General features: G+C 46.5%; 17 protein-coding genes. 6 read left to right on the plus strand and 11 right to left on the minus strand.

What is annotated here, in order from left to right; genetic code table 11:
* Window positions 1-138 precede the first annotated feature (138 nt).
* The 5 genes from IC229_RS04760 to pdhA all read right to left on the minus strand — a co-directional run bounded on the left by IC229_RS04760 (window position 139) and on the right by pdhA (window position 3,966).
* Window positions 139-585 carry a barstar family protein gene (locus tag IC229_RS04760; protein WP_190885796.1) on the minus strand — a complete coding sequence of 149 codons (447 nt, stop codon included), beginning with the start codon at window positions 583-585 and terminating at the stop codon, window positions 139-141.
* A 191-nt stretch (window positions 586-776) separates the two neighbouring features.
* Complete coding sequence (locus IC229_RS04765) at window positions 777-1,073, minus strand: muconolactone Delta-isomerase family protein (RefSeq protein WP_190885797.1); 297 nt, start codon at window positions 1,071-1,073, stop codon at window positions 777-779.
* Window positions 1,074-1,100: 27 nt separating this feature from the next.
* Window positions 1,101-1,733, minus strand: a complete 633-nt coding sequence (locus IC229_RS04770) for an alpha/beta hydrolase (RefSeq protein WP_190885798.1) — start codon at window positions 1,731-1,733, stop codon at window positions 1,101-1,103.
* Window positions 1,734-1,819: 86 nt separating this feature from the next.
* The gene (locus IC229_RS04775; RefSeq protein WP_190885799.1) at window positions 1,820-2,758 is read right to left on the minus strand and encodes a ring-cleaving dioxygenase; all 939 of its coding nucleotides are present in this window, start codon (window positions 2,756-2,758) and stop codon (window positions 1,820-1,822) included.
* A 149-nt stretch (window positions 2,759-2,907) separates the two neighbouring features.
* The gene (gene pdhA / locus IC229_RS04780) at window positions 2,908-3,966 is read right to left on the minus strand and encodes a pyruvate dehydrogenase (acetyl-transferring) E1 component subunit alpha (RefSeq protein ID WP_190885800.1); all 1,059 of its coding nucleotides are present in this window, start codon (window positions 3,964-3,966) and stop codon (window positions 2,908-2,910) included.
* Window positions 3,967-4,170: 204 nt separating this feature from the next.
* On the opposite strand from pdhA, the gene recF reads away from it, so the two are divergent.
* Window positions 4,171-5,286 (plus strand): DNA replication/repair protein RecF, encoded by a 1,116-nt coding sequence (gene recF / locus IC229_RS04785; RefSeq protein ID WP_190885801.1) that lies wholly within the window; start codon window positions 4,171-4,173, stop codon window positions 5,284-5,286.
* Between the two features lie 12 nt (window positions 5,287-5,298).
* Here recF and IC229_RS04790 read toward each other — a convergent pair whose 3' ends face one another.
* Window positions 5,299-8,841 (minus strand): DEAD/DEAH box helicase, encoded by a 3,543-nt coding sequence (locus IC229_RS04790; protein WP_190885802.1) that lies wholly within the window; start codon window positions 8,839-8,841, stop codon window positions 5,299-5,301.
* Window positions 8,842-9,262: 421 nt separating this feature from the next.
* On the opposite strand from IC229_RS04790, the gene IC229_RS04795 reads away from it, so the two are divergent.
* The gene (locus IC229_RS04795; RefSeq protein ID WP_190885803.1) at window positions 9,263-10,522 is read left to right on the plus strand and encodes an anthranilate phosphoribosyltransferase; all 1,260 of its coding nucleotides are present in this window, start codon (window positions 9,263-9,265) and stop codon (window positions 10,520-10,522) included.
* Between the two features lie 231 nt (window positions 10,523-10,753).
* A complete protein-coding gene (lhgO, locus tag IC229_RS04800; protein ID WP_190885804.1) occupies window positions 10,754-11,950 on the plus strand; it encodes an L-2-hydroxyglutarate oxidase in 1,197 nt (398 codons plus the stop codon).
* A gap of 50 nt (window positions 11,951-12,000) precedes the next feature.
* On the opposite strand, the gene IC229_RS04805 is transcribed toward lhgO, so the two are convergent.
* A complete protein-coding gene (locus tag IC229_RS04805; RefSeq protein WP_190885805.1) occupies window positions 12,001-12,264 on the minus strand; it encodes a type II toxin-antitoxin system death-on-curing family toxin in 264 nt (87 codons plus the stop codon).
* A 139-nt stretch (window positions 12,265-12,403) separates the two neighbouring features.
* Entirely contained in the window at window positions 12,404-12,595 is a 192-nt protein-coding gene (locus IC229_RS04810) for a hypothetical protein (protein ID WP_190885806.1), read from the minus strand.
* 128 nt (window positions 12,596-12,723) lie between these two features.
* Here IC229_RS04810 and IC229_RS04815 point away from each other — a divergent pair, with 128 nt between their 5' ends.
* The 3 genes from IC229_RS04815 to IC229_RS04825 all read left to right on the plus strand — a co-directional run bounded on the left by IC229_RS04815 (window position 12,724) and on the right by IC229_RS04825 (window position 14,300).
* A complete protein-coding gene (locus tag IC229_RS04815; RefSeq protein ID WP_190885807.1) occupies window positions 12,724-13,230 on the plus strand; it encodes a Dps family protein in 507 nt (168 codons plus the stop codon).
* 152 nt (window positions 13,231-13,382) lie between these two features.
* On the plus strand, window positions 13,383-13,835 hold the full coding sequence (locus IC229_RS04820; protein ID WP_190885808.1) for an NUDIX domain-containing protein: 453 nt from the start codon (window positions 13,383-13,385) through the stop codon (window positions 13,833-13,835).
* Window positions 13,836-13,853: 18 nt separating this feature from the next.
* Window positions 13,854-14,300, plus strand: coding sequence for a DinB family protein (locus IC229_RS04825; protein ID WP_190885809.1), 447 nt, complete (start codon window positions 13,854-13,856; stop codon window positions 14,298-14,300).
* 12 nt (window positions 14,301-14,312) lie between these two features.
* Here IC229_RS04825 and IC229_RS04830 read toward each other — a convergent pair whose 3' ends face one another.
* The 3 genes from IC229_RS04830 to IC229_RS04840 all read right to left on the minus strand — a co-directional run bounded on the left by IC229_RS04830 (window position 14,313) and on the right by IC229_RS04840 (window position 17,957).
* Entirely contained in the window at window positions 14,313-15,704 is a 1,392-nt protein-coding gene (locus tag IC229_RS04830) for a sodium:solute symporter family protein (protein WP_190885810.1), read from the minus strand.
* Between the two features lie 225 nt (window positions 15,705-15,929).
* Entirely contained in the window at window positions 15,930-16,784 is an 855-nt protein-coding gene (locus tag IC229_RS04835) for an inositol oxygenase family protein (protein WP_190885811.1), read from the minus strand.
* 84 nt (window positions 16,785-16,868) lie between these two features.
* Window positions 16,869-17,957, minus strand: a complete 1,089-nt coding sequence (locus IC229_RS04840; protein WP_190885812.1) for a serine hydrolase domain-containing protein — start codon at window positions 17,955-17,957, stop codon at window positions 16,869-16,871.
* Between the last annotated feature and the right edge of the window lie 3 nt (window positions 17,958-17,960).

The raw sequence follows: 17,960 nt of genomic DNA on the forward strand, positions 1-17,960 counted from the left end.
GTTTAGCTCTTTCAAGAAAAACCGCTACGTAATTCTTTGTCTTGATTTACTGAATTTAACAATACGAAAAGCCGCTGGAAGGCTTTCCGACGGCATACTTTTTAACAGCAGGTTTGGCAAAATTGTTGCAGGAGACTGCTACATTAACGACGCTATGTCGGTACATTCAATGGACTCACTACCGAGAAACTTGCGAATCCTTTCACTATTTTCAAATACGATTATGATTTCTTTTGGCTCAATATTTTCACTTTCATCCACCCATTTCCAATCCTCCGCTGTTGCATCTAACACACTTAATAGTGCTCCTATTTTTGCTGGGTCACGTTCTTTGCTGATTAAAGAATCTGTATTTGTGAAATATAAAACGATTCGATTTTCTTCTAGCCACTGTAAATCATTAAGCGAATCACTTAGTGAATCCAGCGTAAAACCAAAGTCGGGGATCTCTAAGAGCTCAGCAATTTCTTCGTAAAACTGACGTAGTGTCAGCGTTTTTTTACCATCGATATGAGCGATAAAATCCTCTGAAAAATGGGCCTCTAACTCGCTCTCTGACCCGCAAATCAGTACGTTTGTCTTCATGAATTCCTTATATAACTGCTTTTGTACCGGAAATATACAATGTTCCACGTGGAACTTGACTATCAGCGACTTAACTATCTATGTAACCAGCGGAAACCTGGTTACATAGATAGTTTTAGCAAAATACTAAAACAAAAATACAATTGTTTCACACAAAAAAGCCCTCAACTTAGAGGGCTTTTTCACGAATATTAGTTCAACGAAAAAAGAGGAATTCGGGCGGCAATCATATTGTGAAACATGAGTTCAGTAATCATCGGAGTCATGTATTTAATGAGTGGAAATCCAGAGATAAATTCCATAACTTCTATCTCCGAATCAGTCTTGAAAATGCACCAAAGTTTCTGTCGGTCGAGTGAAAGAGAATAGGATAATAAAACTCCTTTCTCCATCAGTTCTTCTACTTTGAGCCGCTGGGCGGGAATCAGGTTTGCGAATTCTTCATCCATCACAGTCGGAAGGTCAAATTCAACCATGTATTGGCTCATAGGCAAATGTGTTATGTACAAAGCTGACTAATGTGAATCAGCTATCAGCAAATTAACAAGGTTTATCTCATCTTCGTTGATTGAGTGAGAAAAATTCGGATACAGCTTGGCCGTTACGTTACCACCCAACTCACGAAATATAGTCTCAGATTCCAGAACCCGCTCTTTCGGAATGTGAGGATCGTGGTCACTGCATCCCAAAAAAATAGGCGTATTTTCTAACGTACCCTCGTACTGCCGCAACGTCCCTTCTGGACCGATCAACCCTCCACTTAGCCCAAATACACCACCATATTCGGCAGCATTACGTGCCACAAATTCGAGCGCCAAACAGGCACCCTGCGAAAAACCCAGCCAGTAAATCTGAGGAATTTTAAAATTAAAATCTGACTGCAATCGTGCCCGCAGACTTGCCAGTACTTCAAGCGCCGAGGACAGGTATGGTTCGTTTTCTGAAATGGGTCGCAGAAAGGAATTTGGATACCAGGTATTGCCTTTGGCTTCAGGAGCAATGAACGCAAAATCCTTATCCTGAATATATTCAGAAAGAGACAGAATATCACGGGCAGAACCTCCCCTTCCATGAATCATAATCATAACTTTCTGTGCCGATTCCAGGGGCACTCCAGCCGTACGAATATTATTGGGATTGTGAATCATAATCGCTCAATAAGTTTGGGTTGGCTTACGGTGAGAAACGTAGCACAAGCTATCTTGCCAACTCACCGTAAGCCTAAAAAGAAATATTAGTTCACTATGATTTCAGGAAGGGCAGCTTCGAGTTTTGCACGCCGAGTCTCATATTGAGGAGGCAACTTTAACGTAGTGCCTAATTCAGCAAGCGGTTCATCGACGGTAAATCCAGGAGGATTCGTAGCGACTTCAAACAGAATTCCACCCGGCTCCCGGAAATAAATACTGTTAAAATAGTTACGATCCTGAACCGGCGTTACGTGGTAACCAGCCTCCGCCAACTGCTGCTGAATGATCAATTGGGTTTCGTCAGAATCGGTAGAGAATGCTACGTGGTGAACCGAGCCCGCGCCTTGTAGCGCATGAACATCATTAGGCGAGTGCAACACATCGACAAAATTTCCGGGACCACCATTCCCAGCTTTAAACCGAAAACGTCCTCCCTCCTCGCCTACCAGCGTGTGTTGCATGATATCCGTCAAAAGATTTATTGTCCGATCAGTACGTAGTTCGTTTAACGTAACGGTATGAAAACCACGAATGGAAAACTCTGCCGGAATCCGTCCGTTGTCCCAGCCAGGTCGTAAATCATCGTTTGTAAAGACAAGCTCAATGCCCATGCCGTCGAAGTCCTCAAATCGAATGTACGTTTCTGAAAAACGTTTTTGAGGAATAGCGTAAGGAATATGGTATTGATGCAAACGATCCATCCAAAAGCTAAGTGAGGAAGTCGGAGCCGAGAAAGCTGTGTAGGTCAATTGGCCGACACCTTTACGCCCACGAGGAATATCACCATAGGGAAAGAACGTGAGTATAGATCCGGGCGAACCGGTTTCATTTCCATAATACAGGTGGTAAACATCAGGCGCATCGAAGTTAACCGTTTTCTTCACCAAACGAAGTCCCAAAATATCGGTGTAGAAATCAACGTTACGTTGCGTTTCGCCTGCCAGGGTTGTTACGTGGTGAAGGCCATTGATCAGGGTTTCCATAGTTGCTTAATACGTTAAAAGATGATATTGTTTCCAGTTTAAAAATTAAATACACTGGTATTTGATGTATATACATTTAATTTGAGGTAGAAGTTCAAAAAAATGTCCGGGTTTTAAGCCCGGACAAAATTTAGAAGTGTTTTCTGGAATTACTCCATCAGGAACGGATAATCCTGCTGCATATAAACATCTTTGAACGCTTCTTCAGCAGGCGGGTATGGCGATTCTTCAGCAAATTTCACCGACTCGTCCACGATGCCTTTTATTTTCTGATCAATTGCGCCAAGCTCATCTTCAGTCGCAAATCCCTTCTCAAGAATCGCAGCCTTTACCTGCTCAATTGGGTCGCGCATCTTGTACTGCTCTACTTCGTCCTTAGATCGGTATTTCTGTGGATCCGACATAGAGTGCCCACGGTAACGATACGTCCGAAACTCAAGGAATGTTGGCCCCTCTCCTGCCCGAGCACGTTCGGCGGCACGACTAACGGCTTCGTGAACGGCTTCAACGCTCATCGCATCGACGGGTTCAGAAGGCATGTCGTAAGCTTCAGCCAGCGTATATAAATCCGTTACGTTCGACGTACGAGCAACGGATGTTCCCATGGCATAACCGTTGTTTTCAACCACGAAAATGACCGGGATTTTCCAGAGCATCGCCATGTTGAATGCTTCATGTAAAGCCCCTTGCCGAACGGCGCCATCGCCCATGAACGTTATACAAAGGTTGTTGGTCTTGTTGTATTTCTCCGCAAAACCAATCCCAGCACCCATAGGAATCTGGGCACCAACAATGCCGTGACCGCCGACAAAATTGACTGATTTATCGAAGATGTGCATCGAGCCACCTTTTCCCTTCGAAGAGCCGGTTTGTTTGGCGAACAACTCGGCCATTATTGCTTTGGGGTCAGAACCTAGCGCAAGTGGAATACCGTGGTCGCGGTAGGCAGTAATCCATTTGTCGTCTTTGGTGAGCGCTGTATAAGAACCCGATGAACAGGCTTCCTGACCAATATAAAGGTGACAGAATCCTCGGATTTTCTGCTGACCATAGAGCTGCCCGGCTTTCTCTTCGAACTTGCGTTGCAATTGCATCGATTCGTACCAGTACATATATCGCTCTTTGGGATGCTGCGTTTTTGCCGCTGCCGGAGCCTGACCATTCTGTTTGGATTTACCCGATGGGGTTTTCTCTTTGACGCTTGCCATGAGGAATCTGTTCGATGAAACTAGTAAACGCGGCCAGTTTGCTGAAGCATTGGACCGCCGAATTTGATACCAACAATCCGAAAGCACTTCATAACAAGTAACAAACCGACTGTATCTTTGTTGCCTATAGTGCTGATGGGATTATGTATCTACATCAACGCTTGACTCGCAAAATTACGCAATATCGCGTAACTCAGTACACCTATGTACCTCGAAAAACTGAGCCTGACCAATTTTAAAAATTACGAAGATATCCGGTATGGGTTCGGACAGCAGGTGAACGTCATTGTAGGCCCCAATGGTAGTGGTAAAACCAATCTGCTCGACGCCATTTATTTTCTGGCTCTGAGCAAAAGTGCCTTTCAAAGCCAGGATGCCCTGAATATTCTGCACGATGCCGATTATTTTATCATCGATGGTGTATTCGACGAACAGAGCCAGAATAGCCATCCAAATCGGGTTCAGATTACCATCAGTTTGCAGCGCGGGCAGCGAAAAGTATTAATGGCCGATAAAAAGCCTTACGAACGTATCAGCGAGCACATTGGTCGGTTTCCGGTCGTATTGATTGCGCCGAATGATACCGATCTTGTCCGTGAACACAGCGAAGACCGCCGACACTTTTTTGACGGTGTACTGTCGCAACTTGATACGAATTACCTGAGCGATTACCTGATGTATCAGCAGGTGCTCAAACAACGTAACAGTCTCCTTAAACTTTTCGCGGAACGTAATCAGGTAGACAATGACATGCTTGATACGTATGACGTACCACTTCTTGAGCTTGGCCAAAAAATCCATGATCGTCGGAAACAGTTTATTGACGAATTTTTGCCCGGTTTTCGAGCGCACTACGCTTACCTGAGCGACTCCCGCGAGGAGGTGAATATTCTATACGAATCAGAAGTAGGCAATCCAAACTTTGCAGATGAGTTCCGGCATTTTCGTCGTCGGGATACGGTTTTGCAACGTACCACGATGGGTATTCACAAAGATGATTACTCGTTTTTGATCGATAACGGTAGTGGGCAGTCAGTTCCCTTGAAAAAATTCGGCTCTCAGGGTCAGCAGAAAACGTTCGTAATTGCCTTAAAACTGGCTCAGTTCGATTCGCTGGAGTCTGAGAAACGTATCAAACCCATTCTGCTTTTGGACGATATTTTCGATAAACTAGATGACCGACGTATTAGCAAACTGATTCAGCAAATGGACGAAGGCGCTTTCGGCCAGATATTTATAACTGACGCCCGCCCCGAACGTACCCGCGAATTACTCAACGCGGTCCAGACGGATGTTCGCTTTTTTGAGATTGGTAAGTAAGCTCATGCTACGTTACCCCAGCGCGACCAACTCTTTCAATTCTGCATCACTCAAATCGCCAAGCCAGGTTTCGCCAGATTTTACGCTGAGGTCGGCCAGTTCGCGTTTGGAACGTATCATAGCGTCAATTTTTTCTTCCATCGTGCCTTGATTAATAAGCCGATAAACCAGTACGTTTTTGGTCTGACCGATGCGGAAGGCTCGGTCGGTAGCCTGCGCTTCAACAGCCGGATTCCACCACAAATCGTAGTGAATGACGTGATTGGCTTGGGTCAGATTCAGGCCCGTTCCACCCGCCTTGAGCGACAAAATAAACGTATGGTCTGAGCGATTTTTCTGGAATTGCTCAACCATTTCGTCCCGATCCGGGCGCGACGTACCGCCGTGTAGAAACAACGGCTGCATACCGAACGTCTGCTGAATAAACTGGCTCAGCAGTTCTCCCATTTCGTAGTACTGCGTGAAAATCAAGACTTTTTCATGGTTGGCGTAGATGTTTTCGAGCAGGGTTAATAACATCGTAGCCTTACCCGACAACGCCGGAACATTATTTCCTTGTTTAAGATATTGACGCGGGTGGTTGCCAATTTGCTTCAGAGCCGTCATCAGTTTCAGCACCAATCCCCGACGAGCAATACCATCCTTCTCTTGAATAGCCCGCAAACTTTGCTGAACGACACTTTCGTACAAAGCAGCTTGTTCAGAAGTGAGCGAGCAAAACTGGTTGTTTTCAATCTTGTCGGGCAGATCACTAATAATACTCCGATCGGTTTTGACGCGACGTAGCAAAAATGGGCTAGTGACACGACGGAAAAGCTCAAGTTTCTGATGGTCGCGTTCCTGTTGAATTGGCTTGCCAAACTCCTCGTTAAACTTGCTCAAACCGCCCAAGTAGCCCTTGTTTACAAAATCCATAATGCTCCAGAACTCCGACAAACGGTTTTCGACGGGCGTTCCGCTTAGCGCTACGCGGATAGGAGCTTTTAGGGCCTTAACGGCCTTGGTTTGCTCTGTATCGGAATTCTTGATGTTCTGCGCTTCGTCGATGATAACAATAGCCCAGTTTTGCTTTTTCAGTTTATCAAGATCGCTTCGAACAATACCATACGTAGTGAGCAATAAATCATACGTAGCGGCTTTATCTTCGGGCAGTTTTCGGTTCGAACCGTGATAAACTCGTGCCTTTAAATCTGGTGCAAACCGTGAAATCTCTTTCTGCCAGTTGGTCAGCAACGTAGTAGGGAGTACAATAAGCCCTTTTTGCTGGCTGAATCGGCCTTCCTGCTTGAATTTCAGCAGTAACGAAATCACCTGAAGCGTTTTCCCCAGCCCCATATCATCGGCCAGTAGACTACCCATACCTAGCGACGTATTCTTCAACAGCCAATCGTAGCCTCGTTGCTGATACGGACGTAACGTAGCATTCAGAGAGTCGGGTAAGGGTTGCGAACTGCTCTCGGTAAACTGCTTCACCAGTTTCTGCACCTCCGCCGACAACCCTAATCGACTGCCTCTGTATTCTTCCGAAAGCGCAGCTTTTAGTAAATCGGAACCAGTTACTTCAGGTGGATTTTCGAGTTGTTTGTAGAGTTTACTTAATTCGTTGGGATCAATCAGAACGTACTGATCCTTAATTTTAACCAGTCCGGTGCTACGTCCAACCAGTTGCTGAAATTCCTTCAGACTGACCATGTCTTCGCCTAGTGCCACTTGCCAATCGAAAGTAAGCATGTCATCTAAGCGCATGAAAGCATTGTTGGCTGTAACCTTGGCTTTCAGTCGCCCCCCTGCCTGCGGGCGAACCCAGTGTTGAAGCGATTTCGGCAACCAGAGCGCAATACCCAACAATTGCATGCGGGGCAACGTATCGAGCAAAACGCCAACAAACTGACTCGGCGAGTACGTCAGAAAGGCCGGACCACCTATTTTCGTCAACCGCACCAGGTCAGGAAAGTGCCGGGACAAGACTAATAAATCCTGCAAAACCGCCATCCGAATCGGCTCGTGTTTTTTCTTGGTCAACAGATCGGGCAACGGAATCGGCGCATCGGCAGCACTGGCATCGCGGTCGCGGACGAGCAGGCGTAAATGAAATTCATCGCCCAACTCCGTATCTTCCACAGCCAGAATAGGTACGAATCGCTTATGCGTCAGGAAGAAATCATTTAGCCAGAATTGCATGGCTAGCGGCATCTCTTTCCGGCCAAACCCCTCAAAACGTAGTGTTTCAACCCCGAAAAAAAGACGGTCAGCATCCTCCAGCGGCCATCTTTCCCAAAGCTCAATGGTGGCAGGCTTGATCGTTCGGCGTAAAAAAATGGAACAGAGCATCAAAACCTGCTGCTCACCAGAAAGCGCCAGGTATTCTTTCTGCCAACGTATCGTCAGCAACGTAGGCGGAAGCTGTGTAGCGACCAGATTCGTGATACGTTTAACCGTTTCATTTAAGGTTGCCGGTAACCACCGAACCCGGTACTGATCTTCGGCTGGAGCGACACGTAGCAGTTGAGGCACTACTGCCCCGCGACGTAGCAAAGCAGCCGAAAACTGCTGGGTAAGGTATAAACCACGTACCGAATCGCTCATTTCAGGCCAATCGGCTTCAGTTAACGTACTGAGCCAGCCTATCAAATCGCTCATCTTAAAACCACGTAGCGACCGCTGTTCACCATGCTCACTGAACATGCCGATTTTTTTGACCGACATCGTTTCATCGAGCTGTAACTCAACACTGTCACTAAAGTCGAGATCCCAACCATCGTCATCGGCCGACGAGTTGTCGGCTTTTGGATCGATTACCGGGGTTTTGGTGAATAGTTTGTATGCTTTTGTCAGCGACTTATGGAAATCACCTTTGGCGAACGTAACGTCGGGTGAGAGCAACTCCAGCAACTGGTCAGTTAAAAGTGGAATCGTAGCAAAATCAAGGCTGGCGCGGGCTTTTTCGTCGGGATGCCAGTCTTCATCGTCGGGCAGTTCGTCAGTACCTAACTCCTTCAATGATAGTACCGTTTCCAACGTACCACCTACTTTATCGAGTTGACTTTTCTGAAGTTCTCCCAGAATGTCGAGCCCCTTTAATTGAAAAACAATAAACGGATTTCGGTCGATTTCATTCGCGATAACGTAGATAACAGCGGCCAGATGCTTACACGGAACAGCAAAATCAGGGCAGGAACAACCCATCGACAAATCGCGAAACGAGCGGGGAAATAATTGAATACCGCGCCGGGTTGTAAATTCAGTCAATTCGGGAGGAAGCTGTCGGTTGAGGAGTTGAGCCAACGTAGCGGGATTCTCGCGAATCTCGGTCAAAAGCCATTCTTTTTCCTGATCGGTCAACAGCGGTACCGAAAGTTTGGCTTTATAAGGACGTGGCGCCGATCCCTTGATTGATGCACCAATCTGATTTTGACTGATCGTCAGGCTATGCACGGCGCCCTGATTGGCATACGTTTTACCACGCGGCAATCGATTAGCCATGTCGATGCTTGTCAAGGCTTTAAGCCACTCCTGACCCCACCAGGTTTTTCCGTAAGCGATGCGTTCTGCCATAGCTCTCGCAACCGATTGATTCGGTCGCAAAAATAGAGGATTAATAAATTAGGCGTGGAAATCAACTGAATATGTAGTGGTAGAAGCTCATTAATTGCACATTTTTAATAAACAATCAGCCACGTTAAACGTATTCTAATTGGACTGATAACGAAAAAAAGGCACAATCAGCATATCGAACAGATTTCTCAACACTCGAATTGCCGTTTTTATAGATTGCAGATATGGGTTATTACTCGCCTGTTTTTCGCAGAAATCAGTACCAATTTTAGTCACTATAGCAACGTATCAGGATTCAGCATAAATGTGCGAAGAAACTGATCAAAAAATTTGATTTTGAGCCAGTTGACTTGTCAGTAAGTAGCTCCTTTTTTTTACCTTTACTCACAACCCTATCTCCCCTTCTAAACCTGTCATTCGTATGGTTCTGGACGTACCTCCTACCGATACGCCACTTGGCCGGGGTATCAAACACATTGGCATTGGTAAGTACGGCAGCAAACCACTTACGCCCGAATTAATGGCTGAATGTCGCGTGGCGCTGGCCGACCCAATGGCGCATCCGTTGCAAAAAGGGGCCTTTCTGGGTTCGCTCATTGCCAAAGGGCCAACACCTGAAGAGCGAACACTGGAAGACGTAATTGGTAAAGGTGCGTTTTCTCACCCTACGTTTTTTATCAATAAAGTTTGCCCTGATCTGGCAACCGGCATGCTCCCCATTGCAACTAAATTGATTCGGGGTGATCATTTACAGGTTTCAGAAGCTCAGCAACTGGGCGATTATCTATTCGGTCGGGATAACTGCGAGACATTTCGGGCATTGGCTGCCAGCATCATGCGGGTTCGTCACGAGACCAACGATGAATACCTTGGACTCATGCGGGCTGCTGAACGAACCTTTACGCCCGGATTCCGGCAGATGAGTTGCGCCGACCGACCGCTGATTCAGCTTGCCGAACCATTCGATGGCGTTGAAAATAGCTATCTGATAACACCTTTACTGGCTCAGTTTTTTCAAAAACGAGGTTACGGGGCTGTATCGCTGGTTGGGCGGTCGGGCGGGCCAAAATTTACGCTCAATGCTCAGGATGTCTATATGCATCTGGGCTGTCAATTCCTGCAAAGCAATCACGAACTCGATACGGTTCTAGAGCCTTACGGCTGGGTGCTAGACCAGAAAGCAATGTCTCCTGCGCTGAATCGGTGGGTCGATAGACGTCATCTAATGATTAAACGCCCCTTTCTGGCAACGCTCGAAAAAGTCCTGAATCCCTGCCACGCCCGGATTCTCGTTACGTCGGTTTTTCACATTACGTATCAGATGAAAATGGCGGAACTTGCCATGTTAGCCAACTTCGATGGCGTTATTGTGCTCAAACGCGGTCAGGAAGGTAGTCTGTCCCCTTCTACTAGTCGGGCGAGTGGCGTTCTGTGTGCCGTTCGAACACCAAGAGGCCATTTGTTTTTCCAGCATTTCGACGCCGATGCACCTGCCTTTTCAGCATTTCGGACTGATAAAGAACCGGAGTACGAACAGCCACAACCTATGGAGAACGCCCAACTGGTAAGCCAGTTTGCGAAACAGGGAAAAACCACAAACGCTGATTTCGACAATCGGGTACGACTTGCTCACGCACTGTATGGGCGAGGCCTTGATTGGATTGAGGGACAACTACGTTAAACCGCTTGTCTACTCCATTTGCCTTTCATCCAAATCCGGTGACGAATTTTGGCTGTTCTGCATCTTTCAGACAAATACAACTGAACGAAAAGAGCCCCTGCATCATTAATCCTTTATTTGAATATTTAACAAAGGGTTGGGCAGAATAGTAAACGACAGCTAAAGGATGAAACGGACGTAGCATTAACCTCGCTACGTCCGTTTTTTGTTGTCAGGCCGTACCTTTGCACAATGACAGACGTAATAATCATCGGTGGAGGCATTGTTGGGTTAGCCACCGCATTACAGTTAAAGCAGCAACGGCCCGGTTTAAAAATCATTCTGCTTGAAAAAGAGTCGTCTGTAGCGCGGCATCAGACCGGCCATAACAGCGGTGTCATTCACTCTGGATTATATTATAAACCGGGCAGTTTGAAAGCGACAAACTGCATCCGTGGCTACCAGATGCTAATAGATTTCTGCGATGCCGAAAACATTCCCTACGACCTTTGCGGAAAGATTGTTGTGGCTACAAAAGCAGAAGAAATCCCACAATTAGAAACGCTCTACCAACGTGGTCAGCAGAATGGGTTAGGTGGGCTGAAAAAGCTCACCATCGCCGAAATGCGTGAAATTGAGCCTCACGTCAATGGCGTAGCCGGCATGTTCGTGCCGCAGACGGGCATTGTTGATTACAAACAGGTTACGGAAAAATATGCGGTCAAATTTCAGGAGCTGGGTGGCGAAATCCGGTTCAATGAACGTGTAGAGCAGGTAACTCCTGGAACAAGCCTGAGCATTGTCGTAACGGATAAAGGTCGTTACGAGACGAAATTAGTTGTCAACTGCGCGGGTCTTTACTCTGATAAAATCGCTCAACTTACCCAACGTGAGGCTGTTGATGTACGTATCGTTCCCTTCCGAGGTGAATATTTTAAGCTAAAGCCTCACAAAGAGTATCTGGTAAAAAACCTGATTTATCCGGTACCAGATCCTAATTTTCCGTTCCTGGGAGTCCACTTTACCCGGATGGTTCACGGCGGTGTAGAAGCTGGCCCGAATGCCGTACTGGCGTTCCAGCGGGAGGGCTATACAAAATCAGCCATCAACCTGAAGGAATTATTTGAAACGCTTGCGTGGCCAGGTTTTCAGAAAGTAGCGGCTAAGTACTGGGAAACTGGCCTGGGCGAAATGTACCGCTCCTTCTCAAAATCGGCATTTACCAAAGCCCTGCAAGCCCTGATTCCCGACATTCAGGAAGCTGACCTCGAACCGGGTGGCGCGGGTGTTCGTGCACAAGCCTGCGACCGTACGGGCGGATTGCTCGATGATTTCGCCATTTTAGAAACCGACAAAGCTATCAACGTAGTGAATGCCCCCTCTCCCGCTGCTACGTCGTCGTTATCAATTGGGAAAACCGTTTCGGAGAAAGTACTAGCGCGTTTTTAACGTAGCGGAACGGGCCAAATCGCTACGTAAGTTACTTAACAACGTAGCGATTACAATGGCTGAATATTTGCCTTGAACCACTCCTGCACGCTTTCGAGAGAATGTTGCCCCGATGCTACGTCGAGCGTGAATTGGATTAACAGATCGTCGTTTACCGAAGCGATGAATTTATAATTATTGAGAAGCAGAAAAATTAAAGCTGCCTGCAAACCAGTACGTTTGTTTCCATCCTGAAAAATATGGTTGCAGACGACATTGTACATGTACAACCCTGCTTTCTGATAAACCTCAGGGTACAATGGTTCGCCAAACATTTCTGCTTCTACAGCTTACAGCAAATAATCCAGATTTTCCTCGTGAAGAAAGTTGTTGGGCGGAACAAAATTTCCGCCAAATAACCGGATTTGATGGTGATTAATCGCGATTATTTCCGGTTTGATCAGATAGATCATTTTAAGCTAAAGCTTCCCAAACCGCTTTATATTTTACCGATGTTTTAGTCAGTAATTGCTCAAAACGTTCGCGTCGCTGCGTTTCCTGATTGCTCAGAATGGTATCAAGTAGTGTATTGACATCATCGTAATAGCTTTCCGGAATTTGCTGTACCTTTTCAACAAGTTGTTGCTTCTTTTCCTGTGCTGTCATGGCCGGTGCATTTTTACAAAGATAACAATATTGCGACGTAGCGAGGTTCGAATGGTAACGCCCGAACAATGCTATACGGATTGTCGTTGTGTAGAAAAACAGCTTTTAGCTTAAAATTGGAATACACTATGAAAGCGAATAATCAAGTTGAGGAACTAGATACACCATCCGACCTGAAAGAGAAAGGACGTGAAAAAGTAGCGGAAGCATTGAACCGACTCGTTGCCGACGCTTTTGCCCTATACATCAAAACAAAAAACTTTCATTGGCACGTATCGGGCCGCCATTTCCGGGATTATCACTTGCTGCTGGATGAACAGGCCGAGCAGATTTTTGCAACGATTGACCCACTGGCCGAACGTGTTCGGAAAATTGGCGCCAATACCATCCGTTCGGTTGCGCATATTGCTCAGTTACAACGGGTGAAAGACAACGACGAGGATTTTGTGGCCCCAAAAGATATGTTGCTGGATCTGCTGGCCGAAAACAAGAAGATGGCAAAAGCCATGCGTGACGCTCACCAGATTGCCGACGATGCTGAGGACGTAGCAACGGCTAGTTTGCTGGAGAATTTTATCGATGAAACCGAACGACGCACCTGGTTCCTGTTCGAAACTACGCGCGAGCTGAATTAAATTTTGTCATGCTGAGGAACGAAGCATCTTAAAGTATCCTGATCCTTAAGTTTGGAATCCTTAAGATGCTTCGTTCCTCAGCACGGCAAAAAAGCGGTGGTCTTTTCCAGAAACATATTGGGAAAGATCACCGCTTTTTTTAAGTTGCCAACATGAAAGTTCGCCCAAGCGCCCTTATCTGGCGACAAAATGCTAACCACACCGAGATTTTACTGATGCGTTATCAATATGGCGGTCAGGATGTATTTGCGCTTCCGGGTGGTAGTCCCGACCGGGGTGAGACCTTACCCGAAACGATTGCCCGTGAAATTCAGGAAGAACTAGGCGTTTCGGTTGAAATTGGAGAAATGATTCTGGCGGGCGAAATGCTGCTGACGCAACGTAACAACGACGTATTACACATCGTTTTTGCCGCTCGGAACGTAGTGGGTGAACCCAAATTGAACCCCGACGAAACTACGGCTCTCGAACTGGTCTGGAAGCCACTTAGCGAACTTGATAATCTAAATCTTTACCCAAATATTGGTAGTAGACTTCAATCATGGTTCAGTTCTGCTACGTATCCGGGCTACGTTGGACGTATTGAGCAACAATATTTTGGGTAAATCTTTGTCAGAAATACAATGCTGGTAGACGTACTGAAAACGCTTTTTCAACGCGATCTTGAAAAGTTAAAAGTAGAAATCAATCTTTACAAAGACGAACCGAAAATCTGGTACGTTGAGAAAAGCATTGCCAACTCAGGTGGTAACCTCTGCCTGCACCTGGTTGGTAACCTGAATACCTACATCGGAGCCGAGTTGGGCAAAACGGGTTACGTACGCAACCGCGAGCTTGAATTTTCGCTCAAAAATGTTCCGCGAACCGAGTTGTTAGCCAAGATTGATGAAACGATGATCGCGGTTGAAAAAGGACTTAATAACATATCGGACGAGCAACTTGAGGCAGAATATCCGATGCTGGTATTTGATAAACCCACCTCAACAGAATACTTGCTAGTGCATTTGACAACGCATCTAACGTATCATCTCGGTCAAATTAACTATCACCGACGGTTATTGGATACGTAATTCCCGAATGCTTCAATTTGCCGCCGGATTCAGACTTCGTTTAGCGCTCACTAAACTACCGACTATCATACCCGCCAGACTAGCCAATAAACCCCAGATGATGGGCGGGTATGAAGTGTCTTGCCACAAACAAAGCAACCAGACGCTGAAACCAATCGCCATCGAGCAAAGGCAACCCGTCAGATTGGCTCGTTTCCAGTAAATTCCCGCGGCAAGCGGTACGAACAGGGATACCAGACTAAACGCCGAAGATTCGCCTACCAAATCGAAAATGTTGGTTTCGCGCGTAGTACTCATAAGTACGCACACGATCGTGATAACGACCACCGCCCAACGTATTGTTGCCAAGAGTGCTTTATCGCTGATGTCGGGCCGGAAAAACTTCATTACGTTCTCGCCAAAAACGGTTGATGGCGCAAGAATCGCACCGCTCGATACGCTTAGAATGGCTGACGTAACAGCGCCAAAAAACAGTATCTGAAGCGGTAAACTACCGTGGCGCATCACCATGTTCGGAATGATAAGCTGACTGTCTTTGGGCAGATCAGGATGCAGCATTTTGGCGCTTAACGCAATAAACAGCGGTAGCATCGCAATGGTCAGGTACATTCCCGATGCCAGATACGACGCCCGAACCGACACCTTTTCGGACTTCGCCGACATAACTCGCTGGAATACATCTTGCTGAGGAATTGAACCTAGTCCAATTGTAATCCAGGCCGCTACGTATTCGAGCCAGTCTTTGGCGGTATTATTAGGAAAAAAGCGGAAAAAACCGGGTTGTGTTCGCCGTTGGATGGTCTCCCAACCGCCCACGTCGTTCCAGAGTATAACGGCTAATACTGCCAATGCTACAATGATGATGAGGTTATGGAAAAAATCGGTGACCGAAATCGACCACATACCGCCCATCAGTGTGTAAATCATCACAATTGTAGCGCTCCCGATCACGCAATACTCACGCGGAATGTCGGTTACTACGCTCAAAACAATGCCAATGGCTACAAGCTGTGCCGCAATCCAGCTGAAATATGACGGAATTACCATCAAAGCCGACAGCAATTCCGCCGACCGCCCGAACCGTATTCGAAAATAATCGCAGAACGTAGTGATATTGAGTTTATAAAGCGGCCGTGCAAAAAAAGCCCCGACCAGAAACAGACACAACGCCGACCCAAACGGCTCTTCGATAACTGCCAGAAGCCCGCCTTCCACAAACATGGCTGGTGCGCCCATGATCGTTTCGGAGCCAAACCACGTAGCGAACGTAACGGAAGCCGCCAGAAACAGGGGTAAGCCCCGGCCAGCCAGCACAAAATCCTGTGACGTAGTGACTTTACGAGCGGCCCAGGCGCCAACCGCTACGTTGGAGAGAAGGTAGAGAGAGATAAAAAAGAGGAGCATGGTGAGAGCGTAGTACGGCCAAAACTAAAGATTCTAGCAATAAAAATTCCGTAAGCAGTCGAAAACCACTTACGGAATTTATGTAGCGAACTTGCTTTTTTGTCATACTGACGAAGGAAGCACCTTAAGGCGTCTTCACTCTTAAGTCAGGATATGTTAAGATGCTTCCTTCGTCAGCATGACAAAAAATTCATTTGCTGACTTGATATTAAACACCTAGATGCTTTACAACTTCAGCGTCGCGGGCAGGTATTTTGCAATCAAGTCTTCGTAGTAAGGTTTCAATTCGCTTACAACCGGAGGTTTTGGGCTCTTTGAATACAAATCGTATGGATTGAATTTCCGCACCCACTTGAACATTTCATGGTCGTGATCGTCCATCAGGTGATTATAAGCCTCCTCGCGGTGCTGCGAATAGAATGAGTGGTAGCGCATCATATACAACGCTGGCTCGGGCATATAATCCTTCATGATTTGGTATAGGTACTCGTCGTGCCCCCACGACATATGTACGTTACGTAGTCCGCAATTCGGCTCGTAAACGCCGTATTTCGTATTATATTTCTCGTCGTAGCTATCGGGGTTGTTGGCGAAAAATTCGGGGTAAACAATCTTATCCGAATGCGCGCAACCAACCGGGAACGTATCGCCCACTACGGCCCACTGCGGTTCACCGAACAGACACAGTACTTTGCCCATATCGTGCAGGAAGCCCGTCAGCACAAACCAGTCAGGATGACCATCGGCGCGGATGGATTCGGCGGTTTGCAGCAGGTGCTGAAGCTGATCAAGATCGGTATCGGGGTCAGAATCGTCGACGAGGGTGTTCAGGAATTCCATCGCGCCCCAAACCGGCAATTCTTTTTTATCGAATTTCAAAAACTCCCGCTCTTTTTCGCGCACGAAATCATACGTCTGATACGTATGGTTCAGTCGATAAAACTCCCGAACAGTATCACGCTCGGGCGTGTCGTAGTTACGATAGTCTTCCTTCGCTTTATGCTCTGGTTGTGGGTAACGGCTCAATACGTCGTCTTCCCATACATCAAGACTGGCAAGAGGGGCGGTTTCGCTAATCATGTTAAATGAAAATTTAGGCAACAAATTTCTTAAAATTATTACTGAAAACCAATAAGATACCAATAGGGTTCAACGTAAAACTTATTATTGGGTCAACTCGTCAAGTGTAAGTATATCAGCGAGTTCAGTTGGATTAGCACTAGCCAGTAGTTTCAATACGGCGGCTGCATTGGCTTTATTATCGGCCTTGTTCGAAAAATAAGCCATTAGAAACTTTTTATCCGGTATTGAAACCACAAAATTATTGAATCCAGACGTGCTTCCGGAGTGAAAAAGTACCGGATTATTCGGTTGCCGGAAAAACCAGCCAGCCGCGTAATAACTCCCCGGATTGGTCGAAATCGTTTGCTTCGTGCGATTGAGAATGGCTTTTAATTCAAGCAACGTATTGTTACGTAGTGCGTTAATCCATTTCTGATAATCTGTCAGCGACGTATATACGCCACCATCCCCTTTCGTGGCGCTGGTCAGGCTTTGGTCGGAGAAGGCGAATATTTTTCCTTTTTTACGATAACCCATAGCCCGATTAGCAATAGGTTTTCCAGCTTCATAAATTACTGACTGATTCATTTGAAGCGGCTTGAAAATACGCTCCCGCAGGAACGTAGCATACGTATCACCCGATACGCGCTCGATGAGAAGCGCTAACAGGCAATACCCGGAATTACTATACCGAAACTGGCTTCCCGGCTCGAAATACAATGAATCCCGATCTTTAAGCAGATTCAGTACGTCCTCATCTAGCAGTTGTTTGGTCTGTTTGGGCGACATCAGGGATTCATAATCCAGAATACCCGATGAATGTGTTAATAAATTTTGTATTTGTACTTTTCGGGCAACCTGAACATTCAATTCAGGAAAAAACCGAATAAGCGGGTCATCTAGAGAGAGTTTTCCTTCTTTTTCCAATAAAAGAATACTCATCGCCGTAAACTGCTTCGTCACCGACGCCATGCGGAAATTGGTGGTTGGCGAGATTCCCTTTTTCTGCGCTACGTTCGATAATCCACTCCCATGCTGATAGATAACTTTCCCGTCTATTTCGACCAGTAAAGCTGCTCCTGGCAGATTGGGTTTAGTGGTTGCCTGCATAAGGGAATCGAGCCGCGCAGGCAACTGGGCAAAAAGGGGAGTCGCCAACAATAGTAGACCCGCTATTACTACGTTCGGCATGGG

The organism is Spirosoma profusum, from assembly GCF_014699005.1.
In the GTDB taxonomy this organism is placed as follows: Bacteria; Bacteroidota; Bacteroidia; order Cytophagales; family Spirosomataceae; genus Spirosoma; species Spirosoma profusum.

Bases quoted from the DNA above. Each gene is read 5' to 3' on its own strand.
- IC229_RS04760 (WP_190885796.1), bottom strand. From the start codon at position 585: ATGAAGACAAACGTACTGATTTGCGGGTCAGAGAGCGAGTTAGAGGCC.
- lhgO (WP_190885804.1), top strand. From the start codon at position 10,754: ATGACAGACGTAATAATCATCGGTGGAGGCATTGTTGGGTTAGCCACC.
- IC229_RS04815 (WP_190885807.1), top strand. From the start codon at position 12,724: ATGAAAGCGAATAATCAAGTTGAGGAACTAGATACACCATCCGACCTG.
- IC229_RS04810 (WP_190885806.1), bottom strand. From the start codon at position 12,595: ATGACAGCACAGGAAAAGAAGCAACAACTTGTTGAAAAGGTACAGCAA.
- IC229_RS04795 (WP_190885803.1), top strand. From the start codon at position 9,263: ATGGTTCTGGACGTACCTCCTACCGATACGCCACTTGGCCGGGGTATC.
- IC229_RS04770 (WP_190885798.1), bottom strand. From the start codon at position 1,733: ATGATTCACAATCCCAATAATATTCGTACGGCTGGAGTGCCCCTGGAA.
- IC229_RS04790 (WP_190885802.1), bottom strand. From the start codon at position 8,841: ATGGCAGAACGCATCGCTTACGGAAAAACCTGGTGGGGTCAGGAGTGG.
- IC229_RS04820 (WP_190885808.1), top strand. From the start codon at position 13,383: ATGAAAGTTCGCCCAAGCGCCCTTATCTGGCGACAAAATGCTAACCAC.
- IC229_RS04830 (WP_190885810.1), bottom strand. From the start codon at position 15,704: ATGCTCCTCTTTTTTATCTCTCTCTACCTTCTCTCCAACGTAGCGGTT.
- IC229_RS04775 (WP_190885799.1), bottom strand. From the start codon at position 2,758: ATGGAAACCCTGATCAATGGCCTTCACCACGTAACAACCCTGGCAGGC.
- IC229_RS04840 (WP_190885812.1), bottom strand. From the start codon at position 17,957: ATGCCGAACGTAGTAATAGCGGGTCTACTATTGTTGGCGACTCCCCTT.
- IC229_RS04765 (WP_190885797.1), bottom strand. From the start codon at position 1,073: ATGAGCCAATACATGGTTGAATTTGACCTTCCGACTGTGATGGATGAA.
- IC229_RS04825 (WP_190885809.1), top strand. From the start codon at position 13,854: ATGCTGGTAGACGTACTGAAAACGCTTTTTCAACGCGATCTTGAAAAG.
- pdhA (WP_190885800.1), bottom strand. From the start codon at position 3,966: ATGGCAAGCGTCAAAGAGAAAACCCCATCGGGTAAATCCAAACAGAAT.
- IC229_RS04805 (WP_190885805.1), bottom strand. From the start codon at position 12,264: ATGTTTGGCGAACCATTGTACCCTGAGGTTTATCAGAAAGCAGGGTTG.
- IC229_RS04835 (WP_190885811.1), bottom strand. From the start codon at position 16,784: ATGATTAGCGAAACCGCCCCTCTTGCCAGTCTTGATGTATGGGAAGAC.
- recF (WP_190885801.1), top strand. From the start codon at position 4,171: ATGTACCTCGAAAAACTGAGCCTGACCAATTTTAAAAATTACGAAGAT.